Here is a 25,229-nt window from a genome sequence, read left to right as displayed (position 1 = left end):
AACGGGTCAACCCAGAAGATAGCGGCTCAGATGCTGGTTCTGACTATCCTTACACCTGAAACCGACTAACTGTTATATGGAGCGTAAATGAAAATTTTAATGGTTTTGACCTCGCATGATGAGTTGGGCACCACTGGCAAGAAGACCGGTTTCTGGCTGGAAGAGCTTGCGGCACCTTACTATGCATTTCTTGATGCGGGCGCAGAGATTACCCTGGCTTCACCGAAGGGCGGACAGCCTCCACTCGATCCAAAAAGTGATGAACCCGATTCTCAGACTGATGAGACCCGCCGCTTCCATGCCGATTCTGCTGCTCAGGCAGTACTGGCCTCGACCGTCAAGCTTGATACTGTTGATCAGGAAGCGTTTGATGCCGTTTTCTATCCAGGCGGCCATGGTCCTTTATGGGATCTGGCAAACGACAAACACTCCATTTCGCTGATTGAGCAAACCCTGCAGGCGGGCAAACCGGTTGCGCTGGTCTGTCATGCTCCAGGTGTCCTGCGTGATGTGAAAAATGCTGATGGCACGCCTCTGGTCAAAGGAAAGAAAGTTACTGGCTTCACGAACAGTGAAGAAGAGGGCGTTGGCCTGACTGAGGTGGTGCCGTTCCTGGTTGAAGATGTGCTAAAACAGAACGGGGGTCTCTACTCACGAGGCGATGACTGGCAGTCCTATACGGTTCAGGATGGCTTGCTGATTACCGGTCAGAACCCAGGTTCATCAGCCGAAACCGCGAAGGTTTTACTGGCAAGCCTGGCGAAATAAAGATCTTTACAGCATGCTGAGTTTTGAGGGCGCCTGCGGGCGCTTTTTTTATTACTACCGCTAAGTGCCAGGGCAGATAGTGACCTGCTTAATTATTCAGGTTGAATAGATTAGAGCTCAATTTTTCTTAACATTGATAATAAATTTACGGGCGTTTCAGAGCTAAATGATTGCCTGAAAAATTCACTGCAAATATAAACATGTTTTTAAAACCAGTGTTGACATCGTTTTTTATATCCGTAAAGTAGGATTCATCAGCGGCGTGCAGTTGCCCTGATAGACTGAAAACCAAAGGTGTTATGTGTTAAAGGTGCCGACAAGTGTTTGAGTTGATGTTGTCGGTGGTTCTGTTAAACATTGTTCTTTAAAACTGTTCGTTAGTTAAGATAACCCTGTTAAATGGAGTCGAAGTAAGTCTTTAAGAAGTATGTAGTATCGCGTCGCGATGATGTAAGGCCTCGTAGTTCTGAACGTTACGTTACGACAGGATACGATTGCGGTTTAAACGTCGTAATGAAAGTAAGGCAACGCATCAAAGAGTATATATCGCGATGGGGGTGTGCAGATTTATACGGGCCTGACCTGTCTTTGTCTCCTGAAAGACTATCAGGTGGTTGAAACCGCTAATAATAGTGACATTTCAGTATCGTGATCATTATTATCCGCAGGATCTGTTCATAAATAGCAGTACCGAAGTAGTACCTATCAATTAAGTCAGTTAATGGTAAACGTAAAATCTGTAGTACCTTAAAAGCCCTGGCTATTTCAGTCAGGGCTTTTATCATTTTACGTTGTCTGTCAGTTCTTTTCAGAACGTAAATATGAGTAATTAACATTATCAAAGCAGTTTTTATTGATAATATTTAAAGTGATTCACGCGCGATTTATTCTCCTGCTATTTTTTCCTCAGCTCAACACTCTTTTTCCTGAGTTCCCCAGCATCAATTTTTACCCCGCTATCGACATATTAAAGCGTGATTTTGCCTTTTTGGGCATCGGGCAGAATGCGATATAACGCCCCGTTATCCTGTCTGTTGCTTGAACAAAATCGCAAAACAGTGAGCCGCAGTCCGCTATCCCTGTTAATACACCACCGTTTCAGCCACAAACGCCAGTCGCTCACGCAGCCACTCATGCCCTTTGTGATGATGGGTTCGGTTATGCCAGGCCATGATTTTACTGAAGCCAGGGATGATCAGCGGTGCTGGCAACATGACCAGACCCGTAGTGTCGATCGCCAGTCGTTTCGGTACCACGCTTACCAAATCAGTGACGCGCAAAATTTCCGGGAGCACCTGAAAACTGCAAACTGAGAGCGTTACCCGGCGGGCCCGGCCAATCGCAGCCAAAGCCTGGTCGGTAACCCCATTAAAATTTCCGCCGGGCCACGAAACCAGCGCATGATCCTGCGCACAGAACTCATCCAGCGACAGCGTCGCACTGCCCGCCAGAGGATGATTTTCACTCAGCAGACAAACATATTCTTCATTGAACAGTTGCTGCATATGCAATGTCGTCGGCGTGGTCTCTGGCGTCAGCAACGCCACATCAACGTCCCCATGTTCAAATTGTCCTGACAGGGTCTTATCTGGCAAAGTAATGATGAAAACATAATCAACCCAAAAAAGAAAAATGCATATGTTATACTTTTCAACTTATTGAAAAATAAGATCTATGTCCAAAATATACTGAAGAAAGACTTACTCAGCATGGTGATAGATGACTGATAGATTTCTCACCTGACAACTATGCATCTATAAGTTTCCACTAGTAATTCATATGAAAGTATCTCTTTTCAGGATTCTATTGCCTTCAGGGAGCCGGGAAGGGTTTTTTAAGGAGTTTTTAATTTACCTGTCGCGAACCATTTCCGTTTTCAGATGGCAAAAAAATCAATCTGCGTCATAGTCAATATTCATCGAGTTATTGCGCTATAGCTTTCTTTTGAAATTCATCTGCGCCTGTTAAGTGCGCTATTCAAACAGAGGTTAAAATGTCTGCAGAATCTCCAGAGAATATCTCCAGCGATCTTTCACAGTTCGTCGGTACGCATTTTGTCTATACCTACGATAATGGCTGGAAATATGAGTGGTATGCGCGCAACGAAACCACCTGCGACTACCGCATTCATCAGGGACTGGTAGGTGGCCGCTGGGTGACCAACCAGAAAATGCACGCGATTCAGTTCGCCCCTGGCATCTACAAAGTAGACTGGCATGAACCCACCGGCACCTGCGTCAGCCTGCTTTTTGATCTGAATCGCACACTGGTTCACGGCACAATTTTCTTCCCGCAGTGGATTGCCGGTGAAGGTCAGCATCCGGAAAAAACTATCTGTTATCAGAATGACTTCATTGAAGATATGCACCGCTTCCGCGATGAAGGGCCGGCCTATCCGTATGTGATCATTCCAGAGTTTGCGAAAGTGACCTATATGAAGAATGAAGGTCCAGATAACGATGAAGTGATCAATCAGGCACCTGGACAGATGCCTGCTGACTACTTTGATGGTAAGTAATTAAGCCGGTCACCCGCCCCTACGGGCGGGTAGCTTCTGCCTGACGCGCCAGCGTGCGGGCGAGGATTGATGAGTAGAGTGGTTTCCCTCCCAGAAACTGCGCCAGTAGCGTAGCGCCCAGACAGGTAATAATCATCGGCAATATCAGCTGATAGTTATCGGTCATCTCCAGCACCAGTACGATACCGGTCAGCGGTGCCCTTACCGACGCCGCAAACAGTGCTCCCATCCCCGCGATAGCAAAGGTGCCCGCTTCCAGATGATAAAACGGGAACAGGTCCGACATGACCACCCCAAAGGCTGTACCGAGCAGCGTACCTAGCGCCAGCATCGGCGCAAAAATACCGCCCGGCGCACCTGAGCCAAAACAGAGCAGGGTGGTCACCAGCCTGACCAGAAAGATGATCAACAGCAGGGTGAACGGGAAGACGCCATGGACCGCCTGTGGGATCAGTTCTGAACCGCCGCCTGCGCCAGGTGCAAACAGCAGAGCCAGAATACCGCAACTGCCGCCCAGTAATGCACCGGCCAGCACCACGCGCGCCGTTTTACCGGCATAAAAGCGCGCAAAAAGGTCCTGCGTGATAAATATCAGGCGGTTAAACAGGACGCCGACCATACCGATAATCATCCCGAGCACCAGATAGAGCCACAGCGTCTGCACCGGCGCATCAGCCAGCTTGCCGACGGAGATCACCGCCTGTTCGCCGTTGAAACAGCGGAACACAATGCTGGCCATAATCACACCGGTAAACACGGCTTTAATTGAAATCAGGTTATAGCGGAATTGCGGACGCATCTCCTCGATGATAAACATGATGCCCGCCAGCGGCGCATTAAACGCTGCCGCCAGACCGGCCGCCGCGCCGGTTGCCAGCAGCGTATGACGTGCCTCATTGCTGCGCATCCCCAGAATATCAATGACCATGCGGCCAATGTTCCCGCCCAGCTGCACTGTCGGGCCTTCCCGGCCCAGCACCATACCGGCACCCAGCGTGCCCATGCCGCCAAAGAACTTCACCGGAATCACCCGCCACCAGCGCACAGGCCTCAGTTCTTCCAGCGCCCCTTCAATTTCAGGGATACCGGAGCCACCCGCTTCGGGAGCAAAGCGCCTGACGAGAAAATATCCCACCATCGCCAGCAGAGCCGAGATGGCAAAGGCGGCGGCGTAGAGCATCCAGCCCTGAAACTGCGATGGTATAAGCGTGTCAGCACGCCACTGCTGTATTGTTTCAACGGCCCGGGCAAACGCCACGCCCGCCAGGCCAACCAGCGTACCGACCAGCGCGGCACAGAACAGCATCGCCAGCGGCGTTTTATCACGATAGAGCAGGGCGCGAAACATCCGGCTGCGCGCCGCGATGGAGCGGGGAACATAAACCGGCTGCGGTGATTCTTCATTCATTGAGAGACATTCTTGTTCAACCAGACCAGCGCCCCAGTTTACTGAGTGATAAGGTGAAAACAAACGTCAGGATCAATTTCATCGGGGTAAAGGGTTAATTCGTCTGTGGTGGACAAACCACTTGCGCCATGCGTTCGCGGTAGGCTGGATCATCCTGATTTTTCAGCGCCTGAGCCGCCGCGGCCAGCGTGACCTGATTCTGCTTCTGGTTCTGCTTATCGTTAAGAAACGTCTGACGCAGTTTTTCATCGGAGATGGCTGGCGATAACTGGCACTTCTGGCGCAGATCGTCAGTTATCTGCTGCTGACGCAGCGCAAACTTCAGCGTGTCGTAGGGTGCGGCTGCCACAATCAGCGGGCTTAACAGCGGCAGAATAAACAGCGTGTTGCGGATCACGTTCATGATGGTCTCCTGACTGCTGAGGACAGGATCGGGTCTTCGGCAGTTTTCAGTTGATATTAATCGCATTGAGTGATTAGCCTGAGCACAATATCCCCGACCGACTGCGGCAACGTCGCCACGGTCGACGCAATAATCATAGCAATACTGGCGTGACAGGGAGCTGACATGCAGCCACATTCCACTGAAATTCTCACCGCTGACTGTTGTATCGTCGGCGGTGGCCCGGCCGGATTAATGCTGGGTTATCTGTTCGCCCGCGCAGGCCTGCGCGTGGTGGTGATCGAAAAGCACGCCGATTTTCTCCACGATTTTCGCGGTGACACCATCCATCCCTCGACGCTGGAAATTATGCACCAGCTCGGTCTGCTGGAATCTTTCCTGACGCTGCCGCATCAGCGTGCCGAAAAGCTGGAGGCGGAAATCGGCGGACAGAGTATTACGATGGCTGATTTCTCACGCCTGCCGGTTCAGTGCCGTTTTATCGCCTTTATGCCGCAGTGGGATTTCCTGAACTATATGGCTGAACAGAGCGCCCGGTATTCGGGCTTCAGCCTGCTGCAGTCGACCTCTTTTGAGTCGCTGAATGTTGAAAATGGCAAGGTCAGTGGTGTGATAGCTTCCCGCGGGAATCAGCAACTGCACATCCGCTGTAAACTGGTGGTCGGTGCAGATGGCCGCCATTCACGCGTACGCGAAGCGGCAGGACTGACCGGACAGGAATTCGGCGCAGCACGCGATGTCATCTGGTTCCGCTTAAGTAAACAGCCGCAGGATCCCGATCTGGGTATGGGGCATAAAGGGCCACGCCAGAACTTTATTGTTATCGACCGCGGCGACTACTGGCAGTGCGGACTGACTATTCCGAAAGGGGAGTTTGAAGCGAAACAGGCCGCCGGACTCGACGCATTTAAAGCGGAAGTTGCCGCACTGTCGCCGTTCAGGCCTGCGCGCATGGCGGAAATCGAGAGCTGGGAGGCGTTCAAACTGTTGACGATACGTATCGACCGCCTGGACAAGTGGGCGAAGCCCGGGGTTCTCTGCATTGGTGATGCGGCGCATGCCATGTCGCCGATTGGTGGGGTTGGCGTAAATCTGGCGATTCAGGATGCGGTAGCGACGGCGAATCTTTTGACCGATCCCCTGAAGCGGGGAGAACTGCAGCTGCGCGATCTGGAAAAAGTGCAGAAGCGCCGTCAGTTCCCTACCGTCGCCACACAGTTTTTGCAGATCAAAATGAGCCGCAGCAAAGCAAAAAGAAAACCTACGGGAAGCAGCAAGGTTCCCGCGATTATCCAGCGCCTGCCGTTTCTGCGTTTTGTACTGGGACGCCTGATCGGTCTGGGCTTCAGGACGGAGTCGCCGCAGGTTGCGCGCATGAAAGAAGAGCGTTAAATGATTTCGACAGCGATCAGATATCATGCGACACTGTTTCACTGTGAAAGTACTGTCAGATTGAGCCGCTATTTATCTGATAATTGGGCGCTAATTGAGCATTCCTGAGCTAAATTATTTTCGATTTTTGCGCCTGCATAGGAGAGGTTTCAGTGCATAACGAGCAAAATGGCAGCGACGTAAAACGTCTGAGTGCGATCAAGGCACTTTTGTCCCCGGATGAAGCCCGGGATAAGGTGCTGGAAAGATTCGTTAATCTCGCCAGCCAGGTGCTGGGTATTTCTGGCAGCTTCATTTCAATTATTGACGATCATAACCAATATATTAAAGCGTCCCGCAACTTCGATCTTAAGCAATCGACCCGTGATGAATCTCTTTGCCGCCACGTCATTGATGGTGAGGGACATCTGGTGGTGTATGACACCTTGCTGGATGAGCGCTTTGTCACGCACCCGTTTGTGAAAGGCGATCCGCATATTCGTTTCTACGCCGGTGTCTCGCTGCAGAACCTCGACGGCGCGGTGCTGGGCACGCTCTGCGTCACCGACACCCAGCCACATCCCTTTACGGATGAGAAACTCGCTACGCTGCGCTCACTGGCTACGCTGGTCACCTCATTTCTGGATGCCTGGAACAACGCAGGTTTTGCCGACGTCATTACGCACCTGCCGAATCGCCCACGCCTGATTCGTGATATTCAGCAACTGACTCTTGTCGCACCACAGAGCCGCTTTCGCCTGATTCTTATCGACTGCCTTGACATCATTCGCGCCTATGAGCTTTCCCGTGCGGTGGGCATTGCGCCGATGGAGAAACTGCTAAAGCAGATGGCGCAGGATGTCGCTCACCGGCTCAATCTTCCGGAGAATGAGACGCTCTATACTTTCGCCCCAGGCCGTTTTGCCATTGTTCAGCCTTACTCGGGTCGTTATACCGCACATAACATGATCGACCTGTTTAAGGGCATGAAGGCCGATCTGGCGGAAAATATCACGCTCGACCTGGATGTCTTTACCGGTGAAACAGAGTTTGTACCGGGCCAGATGGATGCCAATGAAACGGTGCGTCAGGCCGTGAGCGCGCTGCATGAGGCGGTTGATGAGAACATCAGTGCAATGTGTTTTGAAGAGAGTTACGACTCGCGGCGCACCGATGACTTTATGATCATGAACGATCTGGCTCAGGCGCTGAATAAAGACGAAGAGCTTTACCTGGCCTGGCAGCCTAAAGTGTGTCTCAAAAGCGGTAAAACGGTCGGGCTGGAGGCGCTTATCCGCTGGAATCATCCTGAGCGGGGCGAGCTTTTCCCTTCAGAATTCATTCCGTTAGCGGGTAAAACCAACCTGATTTCCGATCTGACCAACTGGGTTATCGATCACACTATTGAGCAGCTTGCGCGCTGGGATCGCGAATACGATCTGATTCCGGTTTCGATCAACGTCAGCGAACGCGACTTCGCAAAGCCCGATTTTGCCGATCGGCTGGTGGCAAAATTAGCGGCGGCTCAGTTACCCAATTCTATTCTGGGCATTGAGTGTCTGGAGAATGAACTGATCACCAAAACCAATGTGGCGATCAGCGGGCTGGAAGCGCTGAAATCACACGGCTTTGTGATCTCGCTGGATGATTTCGGCACCGGCTACAGCAACATCAGCTATCTGCAGGATATCCCGCTGGATGTGATCAAGATCGACCGATCCCTGATCTCGCGTATGAGTGAAGATGATGCATCAAAAATCATCGTCAGATGCATTATTCAGATGCTGAAAGAGCTGAACTACACCGTGCTGGCTGAGGGCGTTGAGACGGAAGCCACCCTGACGTTGCTGAAAACTTACGGTTGCGATCAAATCCAGGGCTACTTCTTTTCAAAACCGCTGCCAGCCAGCGATATTGAACACTGGCTTTATCAGAAGTGATGCCAGGAAAATGGCCCGCAGCGATCGTTGCGGGCTCTCTTATTACTCACTGCCGGTGGCGTAGCGCTCAACCGGCGTGATGCTTTTAATCAGCTTGTTATCAAACAGAAATTGCTCGTAAGCCTGATAGCGTGCGCGATCCAGTTTTGCCGGATCGGCGGCAAACAGCGGCAGGGTGGCACGCCATGCCTGATGATTCAGCGGTGTGTTCAGCTCCGGATGCGCGCGGGCAAAGGCCTGCCAGCTCTCCTCCGGGTGCGCCTGCAACTGCGCATTACCCTTCTTCAGTGCCCGCAAAAACTTTTTGATTTTCTCCGAGTGTGCCTCATCACGGTTGGCGACGATGATCAGTTCGTCATAGGCCGGAACACCATAATCCTCGACGTTGAAGACTACCGGTTTTTTACCGTGCTGTTTCATCTCCAGCGCTTCGATATTGCGATAGCCGCCGATAACCGCATCCACCTGCCCGGTCATCAGGGCGCTGGTGAGCTGGAAATTGACGTTAACCAGCTTAACCTGATCGGCTTTAACGCCATCATGGTTCAGCATGGTCGCCAGCGTCGCCTGTTCAATGCCGCTGACCGAATAGCCGATGCGTTTCCCTTTTAAATCGGCTGGTTTTTTTACCGTTTCGTCTAACGTCATCAGCGTATTCAGCGGACTGTTAATCAACGTCCCCACCCGCATCAAGGGCAATCCCTGATCGGCGAAGAAATGCAGCTGCGGCTGATAGGTTATCGCTAAGTCCGCCTGCTTTGCTGCCACCAGACGCGGCGGCAGCGCCGGATCGGAAGGCGGCACAATGTTAACCTCCAGCCCTTCTGCCGCAAACGCGCCGGTCTGCTGGGCCACCATAATTGGCGCATGATCGGGATTGATATACCAGTCGAGCACCAGAGTCAGTTTCTCCATCGCCTGAGCCTGTGTGGCTAAGGTGGCGCTGAACAGCAGGGTAAACAGAGGCATTTTTGTCATGGGTTTTCTCATTGGTTTAGTCATTAATGTGTCTCGGGTGCCTAGGTAATCAGGCGGCGCAGCAGGATGTCGAGGGTCAGCCACAGGGCCAGCGTCATCAGCACCAGAATAAACAAGGCGGCGAAACAGAGGTCGCTCTGCATCCGGGCGTTGGCATTCAGCATCACGTAGCCCAGTCCCTCGGCCGAGCCGACCCATTCACCGATGATTGCGCCTATTGGCGCGACGGCTGCCGCCATCCGCAATCCTGAGCCCAGGGCGGGCAGCGCGGCTAACAGCCGGACATGGCGCAGTTGCGCTGCAGGTGATGCGCCCAGCGTGCGAGCCAGATCGAGATAGCCGGGCGTGACGCGACGCAGGCCATCAAAAAAGGCGGAGGTCACCGGGAAGAAGATTACCAGGACGGCCATCGCGACTTTGGCGCCCATGCCGAAACCAAACCAGAGCACCAGCAGCGGCGCCAGGGCAAAAACCGGAATCGCCTGGCTGGTGATCACCAGCGGCATCATCCAGCGCTGCAGCCATGGCGAAAAGGTCATGCCCAGCGCCAGCACACTCCCCAGCAGCACGCCGAGGGCCATGCCGCTGACGATCTCGGTCAGGGTAATCAAAGTGTGATGGCCGAGATAACCTGCGTTTTGCCACAGTGCGATGGCGACCGCAGCGGGTGAGGGCAGCAGAAAGGCCGGAACCGAAGTCAGCGTGGCGAGCCACCACAGCGCAATCAGTCCGGCAAACAGCATCACTCCACGGTGAAGACCGGCAAAACCTTTGTGTAATCTCATCCCGCTATCCTGCTCAGCTGCTTCAGCAATGCGGCCTGACTCTGCAATACCTGTATGTCGTCTGCAGCCCGCGGTGGCTGGCCTGCCAGGGGCGGGCAGGTTTCAATTCCCGCAGAACCGATCACCAGCATGTGGTGACTGAGCCGACTGGCTTCAGCGGCGTCATGGGTAATCAGCAGCACGGTGTGTCCGACCAGCACTTCTGCGGCCAGCGTCTGGATCTGAGCGCGGGTGAGTGCATCCAGTGCGGAGAAGGGCTCATCCATCAGCACAACGGGCTGACGGGTGTAGAGGGTGCGGGCCAGCGCGGCGCGCTGACGCATCCCGCCGGAAAGTGTCGCGGGTCGCGCGTTCGCAGAGTGGCTCAGACCTACCCGCATCAGCAGATGCTGCGCCCAGTCGCGGTCGGCCCTTTCACCTCTCAGACGACTGGCGAGACAGACATTTTGTTCAACCGTGAGCCACGGATAGAGCAGATCCTGTTGCCCCATCCAGGCGATGCGTCCGGTCAGTGGCAGGCCGTCGCTGCCGCTGACCTGCCCGGCGGTGGGTGGCGTCAGACCAGCAATGACCCGCATCAGGCTGCTTTTTCCGACGCCGCTGGCACCCAGTAAAGCGGTAAAAGCACCGCCCGCGATCTCCAGATCAAGCTGGCTGAAGAGTGGCTGCTGGCCATAATTCAGGCTGAGCTGGCGAATTGAAATGCCTGGCGGCACCGGACTGCACGGCAGGTTCATGAGCTGATCCGCTGGGCGGCAGCATGGTTGAGACCCATCTGCCAGAAAGCGGCTTCCAGCCGGGTTGCAGTGGTGAAGATCGCCTCCAGCGGGTGAAACCGGTGTTCACCGGCGCGCTGCCGGGCCAGGGTTTCAAACAGTGAAAGTGAGGAGCGAACGCCAGCCAGATAGGCTTCGTCGCCGTAATTTTCTATCCATGCCGCGTAAGGGTTCCCCTCAAAGCGGGTTGCGGGATCATGCAGTAGTGTCAGGCCAATTTCAGCGTAACCGGCAACGCACGGCATCAGCGCGGTCAACAGCTCCAGCGCATCCCCGGCGTGACCCACGTCCAGCACGTAGCGGGTGTAGTTGAGCGTTTCCACTGCCTCGGGTTCACTCGCCATTGCCGCCTCGCTGATGCCCCATTGCTGGCAGTAAGCCTGGTGAAGTGGCAGTTCGCTGACGATGGCGTTAAGCGATGCCGTCGCGCTGCGTAAGGCTGCTGGCTCGGAAAGTTTGCTGATCAGCAGGCCCCAGGCACGAGCGAAGTGGAGCAGAAACAGAAAATCCTGGGTGAGATAGTGGCGGAAGGCGGCGGATGGCAGGGTGCCCTGACCGAGTTGCCGCACAAAATCGTGCCCGATATAGGCGTGCCATTGGCTGCCCGCCTGCAGGCGCAGACGACCATAAAAGCCGGTGTCGAAAAGCGGATGTGTCATAGGATCTCCAGTAACAGGGAGATCCGGGCATACGGTCTGGAACAGGGAATGTTGCAGGAGATGACGCAGAAAATCTGCCGACCCGTCCCTTCGCTGGCATGACCCAGATCAGGTTCAAAGGGTTCGGCTTACGCCATCTCAGCCCATTACAGGACACCCCTCGGAGACATTGGTTATACGATAATTACTGCCGGAGTACAACGGCAGAAATAAGCGTTCTGTTCCGGCGTTGCTGTCGCGCCAGTAACAGCATGACGATAGATTTTAAGTGACGTTGTCACTCAAGATCCGCACCATTACTGGCAATGACTTTTTTGTACCACCAGAAGGATTTCTTCCGCGTGCGCGCCAGCGTGCCGTTACCCAGGTCGTCGCGGTCAACATAGACAAATCCGTAGCGCTTGCTCATTTCACCCGTTGAGGCGGCAACCAGATCGATACAGCCCCAGCTGGTGTAACCCATCACTGGCACGCCATCCTCGATCGCGTCGCCCATGGCGCGGATATGTTCGCGCAGATAGCTGATGCGGTAATCATCGTTGATCTCGCCATTTGATTCGATCTCATCGCGCGCGCCCAGGCCATTCTCCACCAGAAACAGCGGCTTCTGATAGCGGTCATACATCATATTCATCGTGATGCGTAAGCCTAGCGGATCGATACCCCAGCCCCACTCACTGCGCGGTACATGGGGATTGGTCAGGGATTTCACCACATTGGCGGCGCTGCTGTTCTGCTCGTTCATTTCTGCCGAGGCGCAACGTGAGGCGTAGTAGCTGAACGAGACAAAATCGACGCTGTTTTTCAGAATGTCGGCATCGCCGTCAGCGATCTCAAGCGTCACCCCTTTTTCACGGAACACGCGCGCGGCGTAGGCCGGATAGGCTCCGCGCGCCTGCACGTCAATAAAGAACAGGTTTTCGCGATCCTTTTCCAGCGCAGCCCAGACATCTTCCGGCTTGCTCGACCAGGGATAGAAGTTGCCGCCTGCCAGCATGCAGCCGACCTGGTTCATCGGATTCACTTCATGCGCGATGCGCGTTACCAGCGCGCTGGCGACCAGTTCATGATGGGCCGCCTGATACTTTACCTGATCCTTGTTCTCACCGGGTTCGAACACCAGACCGGCGCCGGAAAACGGGCTGTGCAGCAGGATATTAATCTCATTGAAGGTCAGCCAGTATTTCACCAGGCCATCAAACGCCTCAAAGCAGCTGCGGGCATAGCGGGCAAAAAAGTCGACCATTTTGCGATTGCGCCACGAGCCATATTCAGTCACCAGATGCATCGGCACATCAAAGTGACAGAGCGTGACCAGCGGTTCGATATTATATTTCCGGCACTCCTCAAAGACCGCGCGGTAAAAGGCGATGCCTTGCGGATTGGGCGTCAGTTCATCGCCATTGGGATAGAGACGGCTCCACGCAATCGACGTGCGGAACACGCTGAACCCCATCTCCGCCATCAGCGCAATGTCTTCCGGATAGCGGTGATAAAAATCGATGGCTTCATGGCTGGGATAAAATTCATCGTCACGCAGGGTAAAACGCTTTTCCAGACCGAGTTTAACCGGCATACGGTGCGGGCCATGTGGAATCATGTCGACGGTGGTTAAGCCCTTTCCGCCTTCACGAAAGCCGCCTTCACTCTGGTTGGCGGCCAGTGCGCCGCCCCATAAAAATCCTTGCGGAAACCTTGAATCAGACATGCAATCCTCTTTTCCGGGTCAGCGTGACCCTTTCCTTTAGTGGCTATTAATCGCGTTAGCGCGTTCGGTAACGGGCGCAGGTTGCGTTGCGCTTTCGGGTGCGGTTTTGGTTTCGGGTTCGGTTTCAGGAATATCTTCAAAACCTAACAGCAGCGTCAGCACAAATGAGAGCACCACAGACAACACCATGACCGCACCGACCCAGACAATACTCATGGGATTGGTGGGATCGAAGAACTGTACGCTGGTAAACAGGCCAGGAGAGGCCATGGAGTGGCTGGCCAGCCCGCCAATGCCTGCTACCGCGCCGCAGATAAAACCACTGATCAGACAGGCGATCAGCGGTCGTTTTAAGCGGACCGCAACGCCATACAGCGCCGGTTCTGAAATGCCGGCAATAATCGCTGATGCCGCCGCTGCCAGCGCGGTCTGGCGCAGTTCACGGTTTTTGGTCCGGAACGCCACCGCCAGCGACGATCCCCCCAGCGAAAGGTTGGCACCAATCTCTGACGGCATCACCATGCCCTCTTTGCCGGTTTCGGCAATGGTCTGGATGATGGTGGGGGTGAACACCCGATGCATTCCGGTCATCACCAGTAGCGGCCAGATTGCGCCCATAATCGCGACGGAAAGCCAGCCAAGATAGCCATGCACGGTGTAGACCAGCGCGGAGATACCGCTGCCGATCCAGATGCCAATCGGACCGATCAGCACAATCGCGATGGGTGCCGCAATCAGCACAATCAGCATCGGTTTCAGGAAGTTTTTAGTGACGGCAGGGGTAATACGATCCACGCCGCGCTCGATGTGCGACAGGATCCAGGTCATCACCAGCGCCGGGATCACCGTATAGGTATATTTCACCGCGGTCACCGGGATGTAAGCAAATTCCACCGCCTGACCCTGTGCCGCTTTCGCCATCAGTTCAACAAAGTTGGGATGAACCAGTACACCGGCAATGGCGATCGCCAGCGACATGTTCGTTTTGAATTTCAGCGCCGCAGAGGCGGCCACCATGATCGGCAGGAAGAAGAATGCGCCATCGCCAATCACGTTGAGGATGACCAGCGTTGATGAGCCTTTCTCAAACACGCCCGCCATATCCAGGATCATCGCCAGCAGCTTAACCATTGACCCGCCAATAATGGCCGGAATCAGCGGCGACATGGTGCCCACCAGCGCATCAAGAATACCTGCACCGATGCCTCGCAGCGTGATTTTACGTTTTACGGGTGCAGTCGATGTCGCTGCGGGCGATCCCAGCTCCAGCACCGCCTGATAAGCCTGTGACACGTTGTTACCAATGATCACCTGGCATTGAGTGTCGTTGTGCACCACGCCCATAACGCCATTGATCGCCTTGAGCCGGGGATAGTCGACCTGGTTTTCATCTTTCAACACAAACCGCAGGCGGGTCATGCAGTGGGTTACGGCTTCGATATTGGTGAGGCCGCCTAGCGCATCGACGATGGCGCGTGACACCTCGGCATAATTTCTGGGCATGATCGCTCTTCTCTGTAGGGTAAATCGGTCAAAGTTTTTATGTTTTTGCGCCTGCGGGCAGGCAAATAGGAAACCGGTTTCACAAAATCATGAAGTGCTTTCACAGCGCCGACAAGCGCCAAAATCATCCAGATCTCTTTTTTGTGAACTCCATCACCTGATGCTGCCAGGTAACCTCATACTAAGGCGGGGTAAATATTTCCAAGATTGAGAGGCTTAGGTAGACTGCAGGACGACGCAGCAAAGGAGCATCAGCATGGCAACGATTCAGGAAGTGGCAAACAGGGCGGGCGTCTCAAAAGCGACAGTGTCACGTGTGCTCTCGGGCAATGGCTATGTCGGGAAGGAAAAGCGCGAAAAAGTACTGAAGGCGATTGCCGAAACCGGATACCGGCCCAATCTGCTGGCGCGCAACCTGGCGACAAAAACGTCTCAGACCATTGGACTGGTGATCACCAATACGCTCTACAGCGGCAGCTACTTCACTGAACTGATGGCACACTCCGCGCGCATACTGGAGCAGCAGGGCCGCCAGCTGATTCTGGCGGACGGCAAACACACCGCTGAGCAGGAAGAGGCGGCGATTCAGTTTCTGCTCGATCTGCGCTGTGACGGCATCATTATCTATCCGCGCTTCCTGACTATTGACGCGCTGGATGCGATTATCTCCCGGCACAAGCAGCCGATACTGGTGATCAACCGGCGGCTGCGCGTCAACCATAGCTACTGTATTTACAGCGATCAGCACGCCAGCAGCGCTGCGGCGGTGAGCCATCTGCTGAATCAGGGGCATCGCGAGATCGCATTTATCACCGGTTCGCTCGATTCGCCGACCGGCGTCGAGCGACTTTCCGGCTATCACGCTGCGCTGACCGCACAGGGCATTGAAGCCGATTCCCGGCGAATCGTGACCGGTAAATGGACGGCGCAGAGCGGTATGGCGGCCGTGGACATGCTGCTGGAACGCAGGGTGACATTCAGCGCGCTGGTGGCGAGTAATGATGAGATGGCGATTGGTGCCATCAAACGTCTGACTGAATGCAACATCGCGGTACCCGGGCAGGTTTCGGTGATTGGCTTCGATGATATTCCGCTGGCACCCTTCATCACACCGTCGTTATCCAGCATGAAACTGCCGGTCACCGAGATGATCGATGAGACGATTAACCGCCTGCTGACCATGCTGGATGGCGGAGACTGGCATACTCAGGCACCTTTCACGGCCAGCCTGATGCTGCGGGACTCCGTTACTAAAGGCCCCGGCCGTTCTGCTTAACCTGCGGCGATCTGTATCACCTCTATCGCCTGTTCCCTGAGCTGCGCTACCGTCGCCGCATCCAGCGTCTCATCGGTAATCACGTGCCCGACCTGATAACCGGATGAAAGCGGATAGGGGTGAATCTGACCAAACTTGGAGGCGTCGGTCAGGGCATAGCTCTCAGCGCCTTTCGCCAGCACGGCATCCACCACATCACAGCGCAGCATGTTGCGGCCAGTAAAACCAGTTTCGGGATGCCAGCCATCCACGCCAACAAATGCCCGGTGAAAATGAACCTGCTGGATGGAATACCGCGTCAGCGGGCCGACTACCGACTCACTGCTTTTCTGCAGCAGGCCACCGAGCACAATCACCTCACAGGCGGCTTCCCGAAGAAGCTGGGCAATATAGTGACTGACGGTAATCAGCGTAAGATCGGCGCGGTCAGCCAGCGCACGCGCCAGCAGCGCATTGGTACTGCCGCCTTCGATGAACACCGATTCACCCGCCTGAACCAGGCTGGCCGCATGTCGTGCCAGCGCCTGCTTGATGGGATAGCGGGTATTCATGCGGGTGCCGACGTTATCGCTGTCCAGCGCCAGCGCGGAACCGTGAACCCGCCTCAGCAACCGGTCGCGTTCCAGCAGCGTGAGATCCTGACGCACCGTCACTTCAGAAACCCCGGTAAGCTGCGCCAGTTCGCTGACCGTTACGCTGCCCCGGCTATTAACCAGTTGAATAATCTGATGATGTCGCGGGTTCATAATTGCGTTTCGCAGAAAAAAAGAAGCTCCAGTGTAACAGGGATATCCCGCGCTGGTGTACAACGCGGGATTGGGATCAGGACAAATCCAGCGACCGGCGTCCGTTAAGATTGAGATCCTGCAGCGTAAAACGCTGGTCCCACTCTGTTTCATAATCTTCTGGCGGAAAATCTCCCGGCGAACGTCCCTGCTCCAGCGCCTGTGCAACCCGCCGGGCATAGGCGCGGTTTTTGTCACACATAGGTGCAGCGGGGATATACATCACATTGCCCCAGCCCTGCTGATCTTCAACCGGTGCAACGGCGTGGATCACATCACAGTGCCACCATACCGAATCGCCCGCCTCTAAGGCCGGTATCGAACAGAGTCCTGCAATCAGGTGCGGATGCCACTGTTCATTAACGGGCAACACCCGGCCCGGCGCGACGCCGCACAGTTCATCTTCGGGTACGTCTGAAAGCAGCGGGCGCAGCAGAACATAGGCCATCGCCTGCGGCACCGGCACCACGTGCAGCAGGCCCTGACCGGGGATCATATCGGAGAGTGCGGTCCAGCCCTGAAAGGTCCGGAACACGGAACATTTGGTGGTACCCGGCAGATCATACTCATCCACTTCGGTGCGGTGAGCTGCATCCCAGGGGTCGTAAGCGGCAAAATCACCGTGAAACAGCTTACTGAAAACCTGCTGATACGCGGGGAGTAACCAGCGTTCCAGCGCGCCGGAATCGGTATGGGCGCCTAATCCCTTCGAGGTGGTGCCCGGCAAGCGGCGACGGATGCGATCGGGATAGATAACGCTGACATCCGGGTCAAACCACTGCTTTCCCTGTGATTCAGACTTCCATAACCGGTTCAGAAAAGATTGCGCGTCAGCCATTGCCGCGCTCTGCCGCGCCTGCATTTGCGCCTGTGACCAGTAAATCGGATAGATTTCGGGGCGGGAGGCGGCCAGCGATCCAAAAAAGTCATCGCCAGGGCCGCGATAGTGTTCGTCAAACCGGTTGTGATCCAGATAGTCGAGCATCGACTTATCCCATGCCAGCGCCTGCTCACGCGCGAAGTGGTGCTTAATTACCACACAGCCGCGACGTTTAATCAGCGCCCGGGTTTCATCCGAAACCTTTCCCGCTGCAATGTCCTGCATGGGCACTACCGGCCAGGCACTGCCCGTGCGCTTTTCATCTGCTTTTGCTTCTGCAATCGCAGCAGTGATGTTGTCGCAAACCTGACGGAAAAGGGCATCGACATCACCAATCTGTTGACGTAACTGCTGTTTCATCTCGCGAATAGCGGTTTTGACGTCGTCAGGTAAAGGGGTTGATCGGGAATCTTCACGCATCTCGTGCTCCTGAATATCTGGGGGTTGAGTTACGAATGTAATTAAAATAACCTTCATTCGTAATATTCGACTGAGGTTAACATCCTTTTAACGAAAAAAAACGTGCGTGATAACACAACTCCGGAACCGGAACGCTCTGAAAGCCGTTAGCAAAGTCACTATTTGCATTCTCATTAATCCACACAGCGAGTAAGCTTTATGAATCAAATCAATCAGCCGAAAGGACAGAACGGCGAACGTATAGGGGCAGGCGAGATGGCGGTTAAGATGATTGCGGTGGATATGGACGGCACCTTTCTGGACGACAATAAGCAGTACAACGTTCAGCGGTTTTCACGTCAGTATGCGCTGCTGAAGCAGAAGGGCATCCGTTTTGTGGTGGCCAGTGGTAATCAGTATTACCAGCTGCAGCGCTATTTTCCCGACATCAAAGATGAGATCGCTTTCGTGGCGGAAAATGGCGCATGGGTTTCTGACTGTAATGAAGAGATCTTCTGCGGAGAGTTAGCTCAGGAGAAAGTGCATAAGATCCTCGATATCCTGGCGCATGAACCTGACATCGCGGTCGTGGTCTGTGGACGCAACGGCGCCTATATGCATTCATCCACCTCTGATGAGGTGATGGCAATGCTTGCAAACCACTATCACCGGCTGGAAAAACGCGATGACCTCTATGCCATCGACGACACCATTTTCAAATTCTCGCTGAAGCTGGAGCACGAAGGGGTGGATGCACTGCTGCAAAGACTGCATTCCCGTCTGGGCGAGCTGGAAAACATCATGCATCCGGTATCCAGCGGTTTTGGCTTTATTGATCTCATTATTCCCGGCTGCCATAAGGCTCATGGCATTGCGTTGCTGCAGGAAAAATGGGGCATCAGCGATTGTGAAGTGCTGGCGATTGGTGACAGCGCTAATGATATTGAGATGCTGCGTCAGGCCTGCTTCAGTTTCTCAATGGCCAATGCCGCTGATTCGGTCGCTGCCGTGGCGCGCTATCAGACTCAGAGCAACAATGATGAAGGCGCGCTGAATGTCATTTCCCGCGTGCTGGCGCGCGAATTCCCGTTCGATTAAGCCTGCACTGCGTGAGAACTGGCGGCCTTCTATCCGCCACTCTCCTGATGGCTGCGCGCGTGATGTTCCATTTCATCCAGCGCAGCCTGATTCTCCAGTCCCCACTGATACATCTGCTCAATCGGCTGGGCGAAGGTATGCCCCAGCGACGTGAGGCTGTATTCCACTTTTGGTGGCACCACCTGCCACACCTGACGCGACACCAGTCCGCGCTGCTCCAGCTCACGCAGCGTCTGAATCAGCATCTTTTTCGAAATACCCTGCAGGCTGCGCTCCAGTTCACCCGTGCGTGCCCGGTTTTCCGGCCAGTGGTAGAGCGCATGCAGCACCATCGTGCTCCACTTCACCGAAAAGAGTTCCAGCAGGCGGCGCGGCGGTGAATCCGCATAAAAGCAAAGTCTTCCTTCAACCCAGACCGGCATAGTGACTTCCCAGATAGTATGGTAACCAAAAGGTAACTACTACCAAATGGGGTTCCGTATGTCTATAGTGGGCCGCTTTCTTTACGACCACCAGGTGAGAAGAGGCAACAGATGAAAATTAACGCGCTGATAGCGTCCCATGCAGACCAGCCGCTGCGGGCAGGCCAGGTAGAGTTACGCGAGCTGCAGGCTGACGATGTGAAAATCGAAATTCTTTACTGCGGTGTCTGTCACTCCGATCTGCATATGGCCCGTAATGAATGGGGAGTCAGCCGCTATCCGCTGGTTCCCGGTCACGAAATTGTCGGACGCGTAGTGGCAGTGGGCGGCAACGTCACTAAATTTGCCGCCGGGGATACGGTTGGCGTTGGCGTGATGGTCGACTCGTGCGGTGAATGCCATTTCTGTCAGCAGCAGGAAGAGCAATATTGTGAGGCGGGTTTCACGCCGACCTACAACGGCACGGATAAATACACCGGCAATACGACATTTGGTGGCTATGCGCAGCATGTCATCGCCGACCAGCATTTTGTGGTCACGGTGCCCGACAATCTGGCGCTGAATGCGGTGGCACCGCTGCTGTGCGCTGGCGTGACCGTCTGGTCACCGTTGCAGCATTTTAACGTCAAAGCAGGTGATCGTGTGGGTGTGGTCGGGCTCGGGGGACTGGGTCATATGGCGGTTAAACTGGCCAGCGCACTGGGCGCAGAAGTCACCCTGTTTACGACTTCTCCGGCAAAAGGGGAAGATGCACGCCGGCTCGGCGCTAAGAACGTGGTGATCTCACGAGACGCCGCACAAATGGCTGACTGCCAGGCGTCACTGGATATCATTCTGGACTGTGTCGCTGCACCACACGACCTCGATCCTTATCTCAGGGCGCTGAAAACCAATGGTCAGCTGGTGCTGGTGGGCATTCCCGATCAACCCCATCCGTCACCGAATGTGACACCGATGGTGTTTCGTCGCCTGAGCATCAGTGGCACCTCGATTGGCAGCATTCAGGAAACGCAGCAGATGCTCGACTTCTGTGGTGAGCACAACATCACGGCTGATGTTGAGATGATCACAGGTGAAGAGGTCGAAACTGCCTTTGAACGTATGCTGACCAGCGATGTGAAATATCGTTTTGTCATCGATATGCAGAAAACCCACTGGTGATGAATACGGCCCGCTGTGAAAGCGGGCCGTCTGACTTCTACACAGGCTGAACCGGAAAGATAAAGCCCTGCCTATAGTTACAACATACTTAAATGTTTTAATATCAACCCACCTCATTGAACTCCGTGCAGCAGAAGTCTTGCAGCAAGATCGTTCTGATTAGACAAAAAAATACCCGGCTCATTGACCGGGTATCTCTTTTGCCGCTTACCAGGCGCAGTTAATCCAGCTCTTTATCCGCGTCACTCCTTTCCGCTTCTTCTTTCTCCACAGCATGGGTAAAAGGCTTAAGCAGCTGAATATCCAGAATCACATACACCATGGTGCTGATAAACAAGGAGATGACACTGCCAAACACTCCGCTGGTGGTAAATGTCAGATAGTTATAAATCACCAGCCAGGTCAGGCAGATAAACAGCGCGAGCGAAATGGAAAGATTGGGTACGGAGTAGTTGCTGGTACCTCCGCCCTGGGTATGCGTCGCTTTAAACAGATTTCCGATGGAGTATTTCTCCAGCACCAGAATAGTCCTTTCCCAGTTACGCTGTTTACGCGCGCTGGCGCGGGTCAGGAACAGATAGAGAATAGAGATGAAGAAGCCGGAGAAGGCGATCAGCACCGGAATTGCTTCCAGCGCATATTCAATACTCTTATGAGGCGTGCCAGTGGTGCTGAGATCAAGTGTCAGCGAGGCACCCAGCGCAGCATATAAAAAGAGAAACAGAATCAAAAAAGTCAGGCTACGTTTCCAGTCGCCATCAGCCTCTGCACCTTTTTGCTGGATGGCCAGCTGAAGCGATTGCTGAATCTGTTGTGCCTGTGGTGAGTCTGTTTCAACGGTGTGGCATGGCGCAGCAAAGAAGTTGTGCATAAACAGCTCATCTTCTTTGTGAATGGTGATTTTCATCAGAAACCTGTATTCGGGAAATTTTCTTTATTCTAATCAGCACAGCATGAATTAACAGTAACTTTGGCTTTATACCTTCAGCCCCGCACTGACTCAGCGGGATATCAGGTTCATCAGGCTATCTGAAACTGAATCGGTTGCGAAACTCTGCTCAGCATTATCCTCTTCGTGACGCAATTGCTGATAGCGCAGCAGCGCGGCATCGGCGTTATCGGCATGCACCACGTCCCACACCATCTTATAGCCTTCAGCCATTAACGCGTCCTGCTGATCCTGCCGCTCAGTGTTCACGGCTCTGACTGTTTGCTCTTTCTGAAACAGACGATAGTCTGGCATGGCTATTTCTCCCCTGGATGGTCCAGCGCTTTAAACTGCTTAATGGCTTCATTGATATTGTTGGTATCGACGGTTGCAATACAGCGATCGCCGTTGAACACCTCATAGCGGGCGTTGTGCAGCTGAAACAGCAGATCCCTGCCACGGAAGTGTATACGTTTCTGTTTAACGCCAATCCCATGCCGCCGTAATAGTGCCTGTGACAGGCGATCGGTCTCTTTTATCATTCCTTCAGCTCCTCGGCAGTACGTGGTCACTGCCAGTAAACCTGATGAACATTAGTTTTATATTAAGAGATAACCCTATTTTTTACAGGGCTAAGCGCAGGTTTCAGAGAAATTACCGGGCTGCATGTGCTGACGGAATCAGCAGCTCACCGGATTAATGCCATTCCCTGCGTTAACGGACCGCAAATGCGGTACACTTGCCGGAATAACTCGCCACAGGACACGCCGCTATGAACGATAAAAAGATGATTTCCATTGATCAGTTCAACGCTGATGAACGACTGGCCGTCGAGCAAACCTATAAGGGCCTGGCCGAGAAGTACCGTCAACGAACCGGTAAAGAGCCTGATAGCAAAAAAGAGAAAGAATTCAATAGTGAAGCTCGTCAGATCATCATGACCAGCAAACTGGAGAAGGAGAGGGCGCAGGCTGAGAAGGAGAAGAAAAAACCGCTGCGTAAGAAAAAACCTTCTTCAATGACCGCCAGTGAAGTCAGCGATTTCAACTGGTCTGCCTCAGTGGTTAAAGGCCGCCGATAAAAAGCTTCCGCGCGTATTCATGGCGCGCGGTATCTTCTCACATTACTGCTAATGTCCCCTGACTGCCATCGTCCCCGGCACACAAGTCACAGCCTGACGAGATGCCTTTCGCGGCCCGCAATAAGAATATTCTGTAAATAGTTTACCTTAATTCATTAATTGCCGATAAACTGCCATAACCTGTTGCTGCTTCAGTCTGCATATGAATTACTACACTCCTGACGATATTCAGCTGAAGCGCCGATCGACGCGATTTGTGCGCCGCATGTTCATGATGCGCCAGCTCGGCACCTTTCTCTGTTTCCTGCCCATTCTGTCAGTATTGATGGAGCTGGGAAAAAGCCTGGAACTCTGCGCACTGCTATTTACTAATGCGTTTGTCTGGCCCTATGCCGCTTTCAGACTGGCATTGCGATCGCGCGATCCCACGGGTTTTGAACGTAAGAATCTGACGCTGGATGCCGCATTCGGCGGCTTCTGGGTGGCAACCATGGCGCTGAGTCCGCTTCCCTCGATTATTATCATGGCGGTACTGATCTCTGATCGTTACTCGGCGGGCGGTTGGGTTCAGCTGAAGTCTGCTCTGCAGGCCTTTCTGTTGACCTTTTTACTGGCCTGGTTAGCCGAAAAGGCGCCTTTGCAGCTGACCTTCTCTACCCGCACCGTCTGGCTGACTCTGCCGCTCGCCAGCGGCTATCTGCTGGCGCTCAGCGTGGTTTCACACAATCTGACCCTGAGTCTGCGAAAGAAGAATCAGGAGCTGGAACGCATTGCGCTGATGGATCCTGGTCTGAAAATACCTAACCGACGTCTGTTTGAGCGGCGGCTTGAAAGCGAGTTTTTACGTACCCAGCGAGGTGAGGGTAAAGCCTGGCTGATGCTGCTGGATGTCGATCACTTCAAACAGGTTAACGACACCTTCGGGCATGAATCCGGCGACTTCCTGCTGGCAGAAATCTCGGCACTGCTGCGTGACAGCGTCGGCCTGAAAGATATACCTGCCCGCTTTGGCGGCGATGAGCTGTGTGTGATTGTGCGGGATGCGGATGAAACCAGCATCATGTTGCTGGCAGAGCAGATCAGACAGGGGATTGCCCTGCTGCGGCTGCCGGCTTCATCTACCTTTCAGTGCTCGGTGAGTATCGGGATTGCACCGGCATGCGATGCGGCGACAATTCATGAATGGCTGAGATGCGCCGATGAGGCGCTGTATCAGGTCAAGCGCGCCGGACGTAACGATGTGCAGTTGTGGCATTCCGGCACGCTGGAAACGCTGAGTGAAGTCAGGGGCAGTTAACAATGCAGCCTGAGACCCTGTCTCAGGCTGAGAGATTAAATCGCCGGGTAGTCGCCGGTGCCTTCAGGCCAGGGTGTGAGCAGATCAAAACCCTCATCGGTGACAGCGACAGTATGTTCCCATTGTGCCGAGAGCGAGCGATCTTTGGTGACCACCGTCCAGCCATCTGACAGCACGCTGGTTCCGGCTTTACCGGCATTAATCATCGGTTCGATAGTGAAAATCATGCCTGCTTTCAGTGGCATCCCTTCGCCCGGCGTGCCGTAGTGCAGCACCTGTGGATCGGTGTGGTAAATTTCACCAACGCCGTGACCGCAATATTCACGCACCACCGAGAAGCCAGCCGATTCAGCGACACGCTGGATAGCTGCGCCCACATCGCCCAGCGTCGCGCCAGGACGTACGGTTTTGATACCGGCGACCATCGACTGATAGGTGATCTCCACCAGACGTTTGGCACGGACTGACGGTGTGCCGACAAAGTACATCCGGCTGGTATCGCCATACCAGCCATCTTTGATGATCGCTACATCGATATTAACGATATCGCCATCCTTGAGTTTTTTGCTGGCCGGGATGCCGTGGCAGACCACATGATTGACCGACGTGCAGGTGGTACGGGTATAACCGTGATAACCGATGTTTGCTGGCGTCACTTTAAGCTCATTCACAATAAAATCGTGACAGATATCATCCAGCTCTTCCGTGGTGATGCCGGGACGGACGTGAGGTGTAATCATCGCCAGCACCTGAGCCGCAGCCTGTCCGGCTGCCCGTGCCATTTCGATTTCCGCTGCGGTATGAATTTTAACGCTGTTCATGACACGTCTCCTTGTGTGGTGAGGCTCTCTTTAGGGAGCATATTGCGTATATCAGCGCTGCCTTCCAGTTCAAGCCGGATTAGCATCTGCGCCAGTTGATGTTGGGTCTGCTGTGGATAGAGTTCTGCCAGCATACCGAGTTTTAGCCAGTGTTCTGCCTGTGCATTAATTGAGCGGCTCATCGCCTGACTGGCGATGCGCAGATTCTCATGCATCAGGTCGGAGATTTTTACGATACCCATGCAAGCCTTATATGAAACGTAT

At 54.0% G+C, this 25,229-nt stretch carries 26 protein-coding genes and 1 riboswitch; of the genes, 9 read left to right on the top strand and 17 right to left on the bottom strand.

Annotation, left to right across the window (positions count from 1 at the left end; translation table 11 throughout):
* Nucleotides 1–87 precede the first annotated feature (87 nt).
* Nucleotides 88–768 (top strand): type 1 glutamine amidotransferase domain-containing protein, encoded by a 681-nt coding sequence (locus LC417_RS13155; RefSeq protein ID WP_010246962.1) that lies wholly within the window; start codon nt 88–90, stop codon nt 766–768.
* 1,082 nt (nt 769–1,850) lie between these two features.
* On the opposite strand, the gene LC417_RS13150 is transcribed toward LC417_RS13155, so the two are convergent.
* Nucleotides 1,851–2,363, bottom strand: coding sequence for a LysR substrate-binding domain-containing protein (locus LC417_RS13150; RefSeq protein WP_223565983.1), 513 nt, complete (start codon nt 2,361–2,363; stop codon nt 1,851–1,853).
* 398 nt (nt 2,364–2,761) lie between these two features.
* Between LC417_RS13150 and LC417_RS13145 the strand changes: the two genes are divergently transcribed.
* Nucleotides 2,762–3,286: a phenolic acid decarboxylase gene (locus tag LC417_RS13145; RefSeq protein ID WP_010246964.1), complete on the top strand. Its 525-nt coding sequence runs from the start codon at nt 2,762–2,764 to the stop codon at nt 3,284–3,286.
* A gap of 19 nt (nt 3,287–3,305) precedes the next feature.
* Here the strand turns inward: LC417_RS13145 and clcA are convergent, their stop codons facing one another.
* Both clcA and LC417_RS13135 read right to left on the bottom strand, forming a co-directional pair.
* A complete protein-coding gene (gene clcA, locus LC417_RS13140; RefSeq protein ID WP_223566040.1) occupies nt 3,306–4,634 on the bottom strand; it encodes a H(+)/Cl(-) exchange transporter ClcA in 1,329 nt (442 codons plus the stop codon).
* Nucleotides 4,635–4,788: 154 nt separating this feature from the next.
* Nucleotides 4,789–5,097 (bottom strand): YicS family protein, encoded by a 309-nt coding sequence (locus tag LC417_RS13135; protein ID WP_010246966.1) that lies wholly within the window; start codon nt 5,095–5,097, stop codon nt 4,789–4,791.
* Nucleotides 5,098–5,262: 165 nt separating this feature from the next.
* Between LC417_RS13135 and LC417_RS13130 the strand changes: the two genes are divergently transcribed.
* Nucleotides 5,263–6,489 (top strand): FAD-dependent oxidoreductase, encoded by a 1,227-nt coding sequence (locus LC417_RS13130; protein WP_223565982.1) that lies wholly within the window; start codon nt 5,263–5,265, stop codon nt 6,487–6,489.
* 152 nt (nt 6,490–6,641) lie between these two features.
* Nucleotides 6,642–8,408, top strand: coding sequence for an EAL domain-containing protein (locus LC417_RS13125; RefSeq protein ID WP_159226847.1), 1,767 nt, complete (start codon nt 6,642–6,644; stop codon nt 8,406–8,408).
* Between the two features lie 42 nt (nt 8,409–8,450).
* Here LC417_RS13125 and LC417_RS13120 read toward each other — a convergent pair whose 3' ends face one another.
* From LC417_RS13120 to ascF, 6 genes are all read right to left on the bottom strand, one after another.
* On the bottom strand, nt 8,451–9,386 hold the full coding sequence (locus LC417_RS13120; RefSeq protein ID WP_010670447.1) for an ABC transporter substrate-binding protein: 936 nt from the start codon (nt 9,384–9,386) through the stop codon (nt 8,451–8,453).
* Between the two features lie 41 nt (nt 9,387–9,427).
* Nucleotides 9,428–10,171 carry an ABC transporter permease gene (locus LC417_RS13115; protein ID WP_223565981.1) on the bottom strand — a complete coding sequence of 248 codons (744 nt, stop codon included), beginning with the start codon at nt 10,169–10,171 and terminating at the stop codon, nt 9,428–9,430.
* A complete protein-coding gene (locus LC417_RS13110; RefSeq protein ID WP_223565980.1) occupies nt 10,168–10,908 on the bottom strand; it encodes an ABC transporter ATP-binding protein in 741 nt (246 codons plus the stop codon). The genes LC417_RS13115 and LC417_RS13110 overlap by 4 nt, the downstream gene beginning before the upstream one ends.
* Nucleotides 10,905–11,606 carry a TenA family protein gene (locus LC417_RS13105; RefSeq protein WP_223565979.1) on the bottom strand — a complete coding sequence of 234 codons (702 nt, stop codon included), beginning with the start codon at nt 11,604–11,606 and terminating at the stop codon, nt 10,905–10,907. Before LC417_RS13105 ends, LC417_RS13110 begins: the two co-directional genes overlap by 4 nt.
* Before the next feature lie 68 nt (nt 11,607–11,674).
* A riboswitch (TPP riboswitch) is annotated at nt 11,675–11,777 on the bottom strand.
* Between the two features lie 106 nt (nt 11,778–11,883).
* Nucleotides 11,884–13,314, bottom strand: coding sequence for a 6-phospho-beta-glucosidase (locus LC417_RS13100; RefSeq protein ID WP_039389761.1), 1,431 nt, complete (start codon nt 13,312–13,314; stop codon nt 11,884–11,886).
* 36 nt (nt 13,315–13,350) lie between these two features.
* A complete protein-coding gene (ascF, locus tag LC417_RS13095; RefSeq protein ID WP_010246981.1) occupies nt 13,351–14,817 on the bottom strand; it encodes a PTS cellobiose/arbutin/salicin transporter subunit IIBC in 1,467 nt (488 codons plus the stop codon).
* Between the two features lie 256 nt (nt 14,818–15,073).
* Here ascF and LC417_RS13090 point away from each other — a divergent pair, with 256 nt between their 5' ends.
* Nucleotides 15,074–16,093, top strand: coding sequence for a LacI family DNA-binding transcriptional regulator (locus LC417_RS13090; protein WP_223565978.1), 1,020 nt, complete (start codon nt 15,074–15,076; stop codon nt 16,091–16,093).
* On the opposite strand, the gene LC417_RS13085 is transcribed toward LC417_RS13090, so the two are convergent.
* A complete protein-coding gene (locus LC417_RS13085; protein ID WP_031591628.1) occupies nt 16,090–16,839 on the bottom strand; it encodes a DNA-binding transcriptional regulator YciT in 750 nt (249 codons plus the stop codon). The two genes, LC417_RS13090 and LC417_RS13085, sit on opposite strands and share 4 nt — an antisense overlap.
* A gap of 76 nt (nt 16,840–16,915) precedes the next feature.
* Nucleotides 16,916–18,178, bottom strand: coding sequence for a DUF1479 domain-containing protein (locus LC417_RS13080; RefSeq protein ID WP_223565977.1), 1,263 nt, complete (start codon nt 18,176–18,178; stop codon nt 16,916–16,918).
* Between the two features lie 255 nt (nt 18,179–18,433).
* Here LC417_RS13080 and LC417_RS13075 point away from each other — a divergent pair, with 255 nt between their 5' ends.
* Entirely contained in the window at nt 18,434–19,255 is an 822-nt protein-coding gene (locus LC417_RS13075) for a Cof-type HAD-IIB family hydrolase (RefSeq protein ID WP_139016403.1), read from the top strand.
* 29 nt (nt 19,256–19,284) lie between these two features.
* Here LC417_RS13075 and LC417_RS13070 read toward each other — a convergent pair whose 3' ends face one another.
* Nucleotides 19,285–19,677: a helix-turn-helix domain-containing protein gene (locus tag LC417_RS13070; RefSeq protein WP_223565976.1), complete on the bottom strand. Its 393-nt coding sequence runs from the start codon at nt 19,675–19,677 to the stop codon at nt 19,285–19,287.
* A 111-nt stretch (nt 19,678–19,788) separates the two neighbouring features.
* Here LC417_RS13070 and LC417_RS13065 point away from each other — a divergent pair, with 111 nt between their 5' ends.
* The gene (locus LC417_RS13065) at nt 19,789–20,838 is read left to right on the top strand and encodes an NAD(P)-dependent alcohol dehydrogenase (RefSeq protein WP_223565975.1); all 1,050 of its coding nucleotides are present in this window, start codon (nt 19,789–19,791) and stop codon (nt 20,836–20,838) included.
* Nucleotides 20,839–21,058: 220 nt separating this feature from the next.
* Here the strand turns inward: LC417_RS13065 and LC417_RS13060 are convergent, their stop codons facing one another.
* From LC417_RS13060 to LC417_RS13050, 3 genes are all read right to left on the bottom strand, one after another.
* A complete protein-coding gene (locus LC417_RS13060; RefSeq protein WP_223565974.1) occupies nt 21,059–21,745 on the bottom strand; it encodes a hypothetical protein in 687 nt (228 codons plus the stop codon).
* A 93-nt stretch (nt 21,746–21,838) separates the two neighbouring features.
* Nucleotides 21,839–22,081 (bottom strand): hypothetical protein, encoded by a 243-nt coding sequence (locus LC417_RS13055; RefSeq protein ID WP_223565973.1) that lies wholly within the window; start codon nt 22,079–22,081, stop codon nt 21,839–21,841.
* A 2-nt stretch (nt 22,082–22,083) separates the two neighbouring features.
* A complete protein-coding gene (locus LC417_RS13050; protein WP_010246998.1) occupies nt 22,084–22,308 on the bottom strand; it encodes a hypothetical protein in 225 nt (74 codons plus the stop codon).
* A 230-nt stretch (nt 22,309–22,538) separates the two neighbouring features.
* On the opposite strand from LC417_RS13050, the gene LC417_RS13045 reads away from it, so the two are divergent.
* Together LC417_RS13045 and LC417_RS13040 are read left to right on the top strand one after the other, a co-directional pair.
* Complete coding sequence (locus tag LC417_RS13045; protein WP_010247001.1) at nt 22,539–22,847, top strand: hypothetical protein; 309 nt, start codon at nt 22,539–22,541, stop codon at nt 22,845–22,847.
* Between the two features lie 202 nt (nt 22,848–23,049).
* Nucleotides 23,050–24,144, top strand: coding sequence for a diguanylate cyclase (locus tag LC417_RS13040; RefSeq protein ID WP_187515646.1), 1,095 nt, complete (start codon nt 23,050–23,052; stop codon nt 24,142–24,144).
* 35 nt (nt 24,145–24,179) lie between these two features.
* On the opposite strand, the gene map is transcribed toward LC417_RS13040, so the two are convergent.
* Both map and LC417_RS13030 read right to left on the bottom strand, forming a co-directional pair.
* Nucleotides 24,180–24,965 carry a type I methionyl aminopeptidase gene (map, locus tag LC417_RS13035; protein ID WP_010247003.1) on the bottom strand — a complete coding sequence of 262 codons (786 nt, stop codon included), beginning with the start codon at nt 24,963–24,965 and terminating at the stop codon, nt 24,180–24,182.
* A complete protein-coding gene (locus LC417_RS13030) occupies nt 24,962–25,207 on the bottom strand; it encodes a ParD-like family protein (RefSeq protein ID WP_010247005.1) in 246 nt (81 codons plus the stop codon). The genes map and LC417_RS13030 overlap by 4 nt, the downstream gene beginning before the upstream one ends.
* Nucleotides 25,208–25,229: the final 22 nt, after the last annotated feature.

Origin of the sequence: Pantoea sp. OVA07A, from assembly GCF_019969975.1 — a bacterium.
GTDB classification, from domain to species: domain Bacteria; phylum Pseudomonadota; class Gammaproteobacteria; order Enterobacterales; family Enterobacteriaceae; genus Pantoea; species Pantoea agglomerans.
Note: the sequence above shows the minus strand (reverse complement) of the source record. Positions and strands in the feature narration are given on the sequence as shown.

Excerpts from the sequence above, each read along its gene's own strand:
- LC417_RS13060 (WP_223565974.1), bottom strand. The coding sequence starts at position 21,745 with ATGAAAATCACCATTCACAAAGAAGATGAGCTGTTTATGCACAACTTC.
- LC417_RS13075 (WP_139016403.1), top strand. The coding sequence starts at position 18,434 with ATGGCGGTTAAGATGATTGCGGTGGATATGGACGGCACCTTTCTGGAC.
- ascF (WP_010246981.1), bottom strand. The coding sequence starts at position 14,817 with ATGCCCAGAAATTATGCCGAGGTGTCACGCGCCATCGTCGATGCGCTA.
- LC417_RS13085 (WP_031591628.1), bottom strand. The coding sequence starts at position 16,839 with ATGAACCCGCGACATCATCAGATTATTCAACTGGTTAATAGCCGGGGC.
- LC417_RS13065 (WP_223565975.1), top strand. The coding sequence starts at position 19,789 with ATGAAAATTAACGCGCTGATAGCGTCCCATGCAGACCAGCCGCTGCGG.
- LC417_RS13155 (WP_010246962.1), top strand. The coding sequence starts at position 88 with ATGAAAATTTTAATGGTTTTGACCTCGCATGATGAGTTGGGCACCACT.
- LC417_RS13120 (WP_010670447.1), bottom strand. The coding sequence starts at position 9,386 with ATGACAAAAATGCCTCTGTTTACCCTGCTGTTCAGCGCCACCTTAGCC.
- LC417_RS13135 (WP_010246966.1), bottom strand. The coding sequence starts at position 5,097 with ATGAACGTGATCCGCAACACGCTGTTTATTCTGCCGCTGTTAAGCCCG.
- LC417_RS13105 (WP_223565979.1), bottom strand. The coding sequence starts at position 11,606 with ATGACACATCCGCTTTTCGACACCGGCTTTTATGGTCGTCTGCGCCTG.
- LC417_RS13100 (WP_039389761.1), bottom strand. The coding sequence starts at position 13,314 with ATGTCTGATTCAAGGTTTCCGCAAGGATTTTTATGGGGCGGCGCACTG.
- LC417_RS13070 (WP_223565976.1), bottom strand. The coding sequence starts at position 19,677 with ATGCCGGTCTGGGTTGAAGGAAGACTTTGCTTTTATGCGGATTCACCG.
- LC417_RS13115 (WP_223565981.1), bottom strand. The coding sequence starts at position 10,171 with ATGAGATTACACAAAGGTTTTGCCGGTCTTCACCGTGGAGTGATGCTG.
- LC417_RS13080 (WP_223565977.1), bottom strand. The coding sequence starts at position 18,178 with ATGCGTGAAGATTCCCGATCAACCCCTTTACCTGACGACGTCAAAACC.
- LC417_RS13045 (WP_010247001.1), top strand. The coding sequence starts at position 22,539 with ATGAACGATAAAAAGATGATTTCCATTGATCAGTTCAACGCTGATGAA.
- LC417_RS13145 (WP_010246964.1), top strand. The coding sequence starts at position 2,762 with ATGTCTGCAGAATCTCCAGAGAATATCTCCAGCGATCTTTCACAGTTC.
- LC417_RS13040 (WP_187515646.1), top strand. The coding sequence starts at position 23,050 with ATGAATTACTACACTCCTGACGATATTCAGCTGAAGCGCCGATCGACG.
- LC417_RS13130 (WP_223565982.1), top strand. The coding sequence starts at position 5,263 with ATGCAGCCACATTCCACTGAAATTCTCACCGCTGACTGTTGTATCGTC.
- LC417_RS13090 (WP_223565978.1), top strand. The coding sequence starts at position 15,074 with ATGGCAACGATTCAGGAAGTGGCAAACAGGGCGGGCGTCTCAAAAGCG.
- map (WP_010247003.1), bottom strand. The coding sequence starts at position 24,965 with ATGAACAGCGTTAAAATTCATACCGCAGCGGAAATCGAAATGGCACGG.
- LC417_RS13030 (WP_010247005.1), bottom strand. The coding sequence starts at position 25,207 with ATGGGTATCGTAAAAATCTCCGACCTGATGCATGAGAATCTGCGCATC.
- LC417_RS13110 (WP_223565980.1), bottom strand. The coding sequence starts at position 10,908 with ATGAACCTGCCGTGCAGTCCGGTGCCGCCAGGCATTTCAATTCGCCAG.
- LC417_RS13055 (WP_223565973.1), bottom strand. The coding sequence starts at position 22,081 with ATGCCAGACTATCGTCTGTTTCAGAAAGAGCAAACAGTCAGAGCCGTG.
- clcA (WP_223566040.1), bottom strand. The coding sequence starts at position 4,634 with ATGTTTCGCGCCCTGCTCTATCGTGATAAAACGCCGCTGGCGATGCTG.
- LC417_RS13050 (WP_010246998.1), bottom strand. The coding sequence starts at position 22,308 with ATGATAAAAGAGACCGATCGCCTGTCACAGGCACTATTACGGCGGCAT.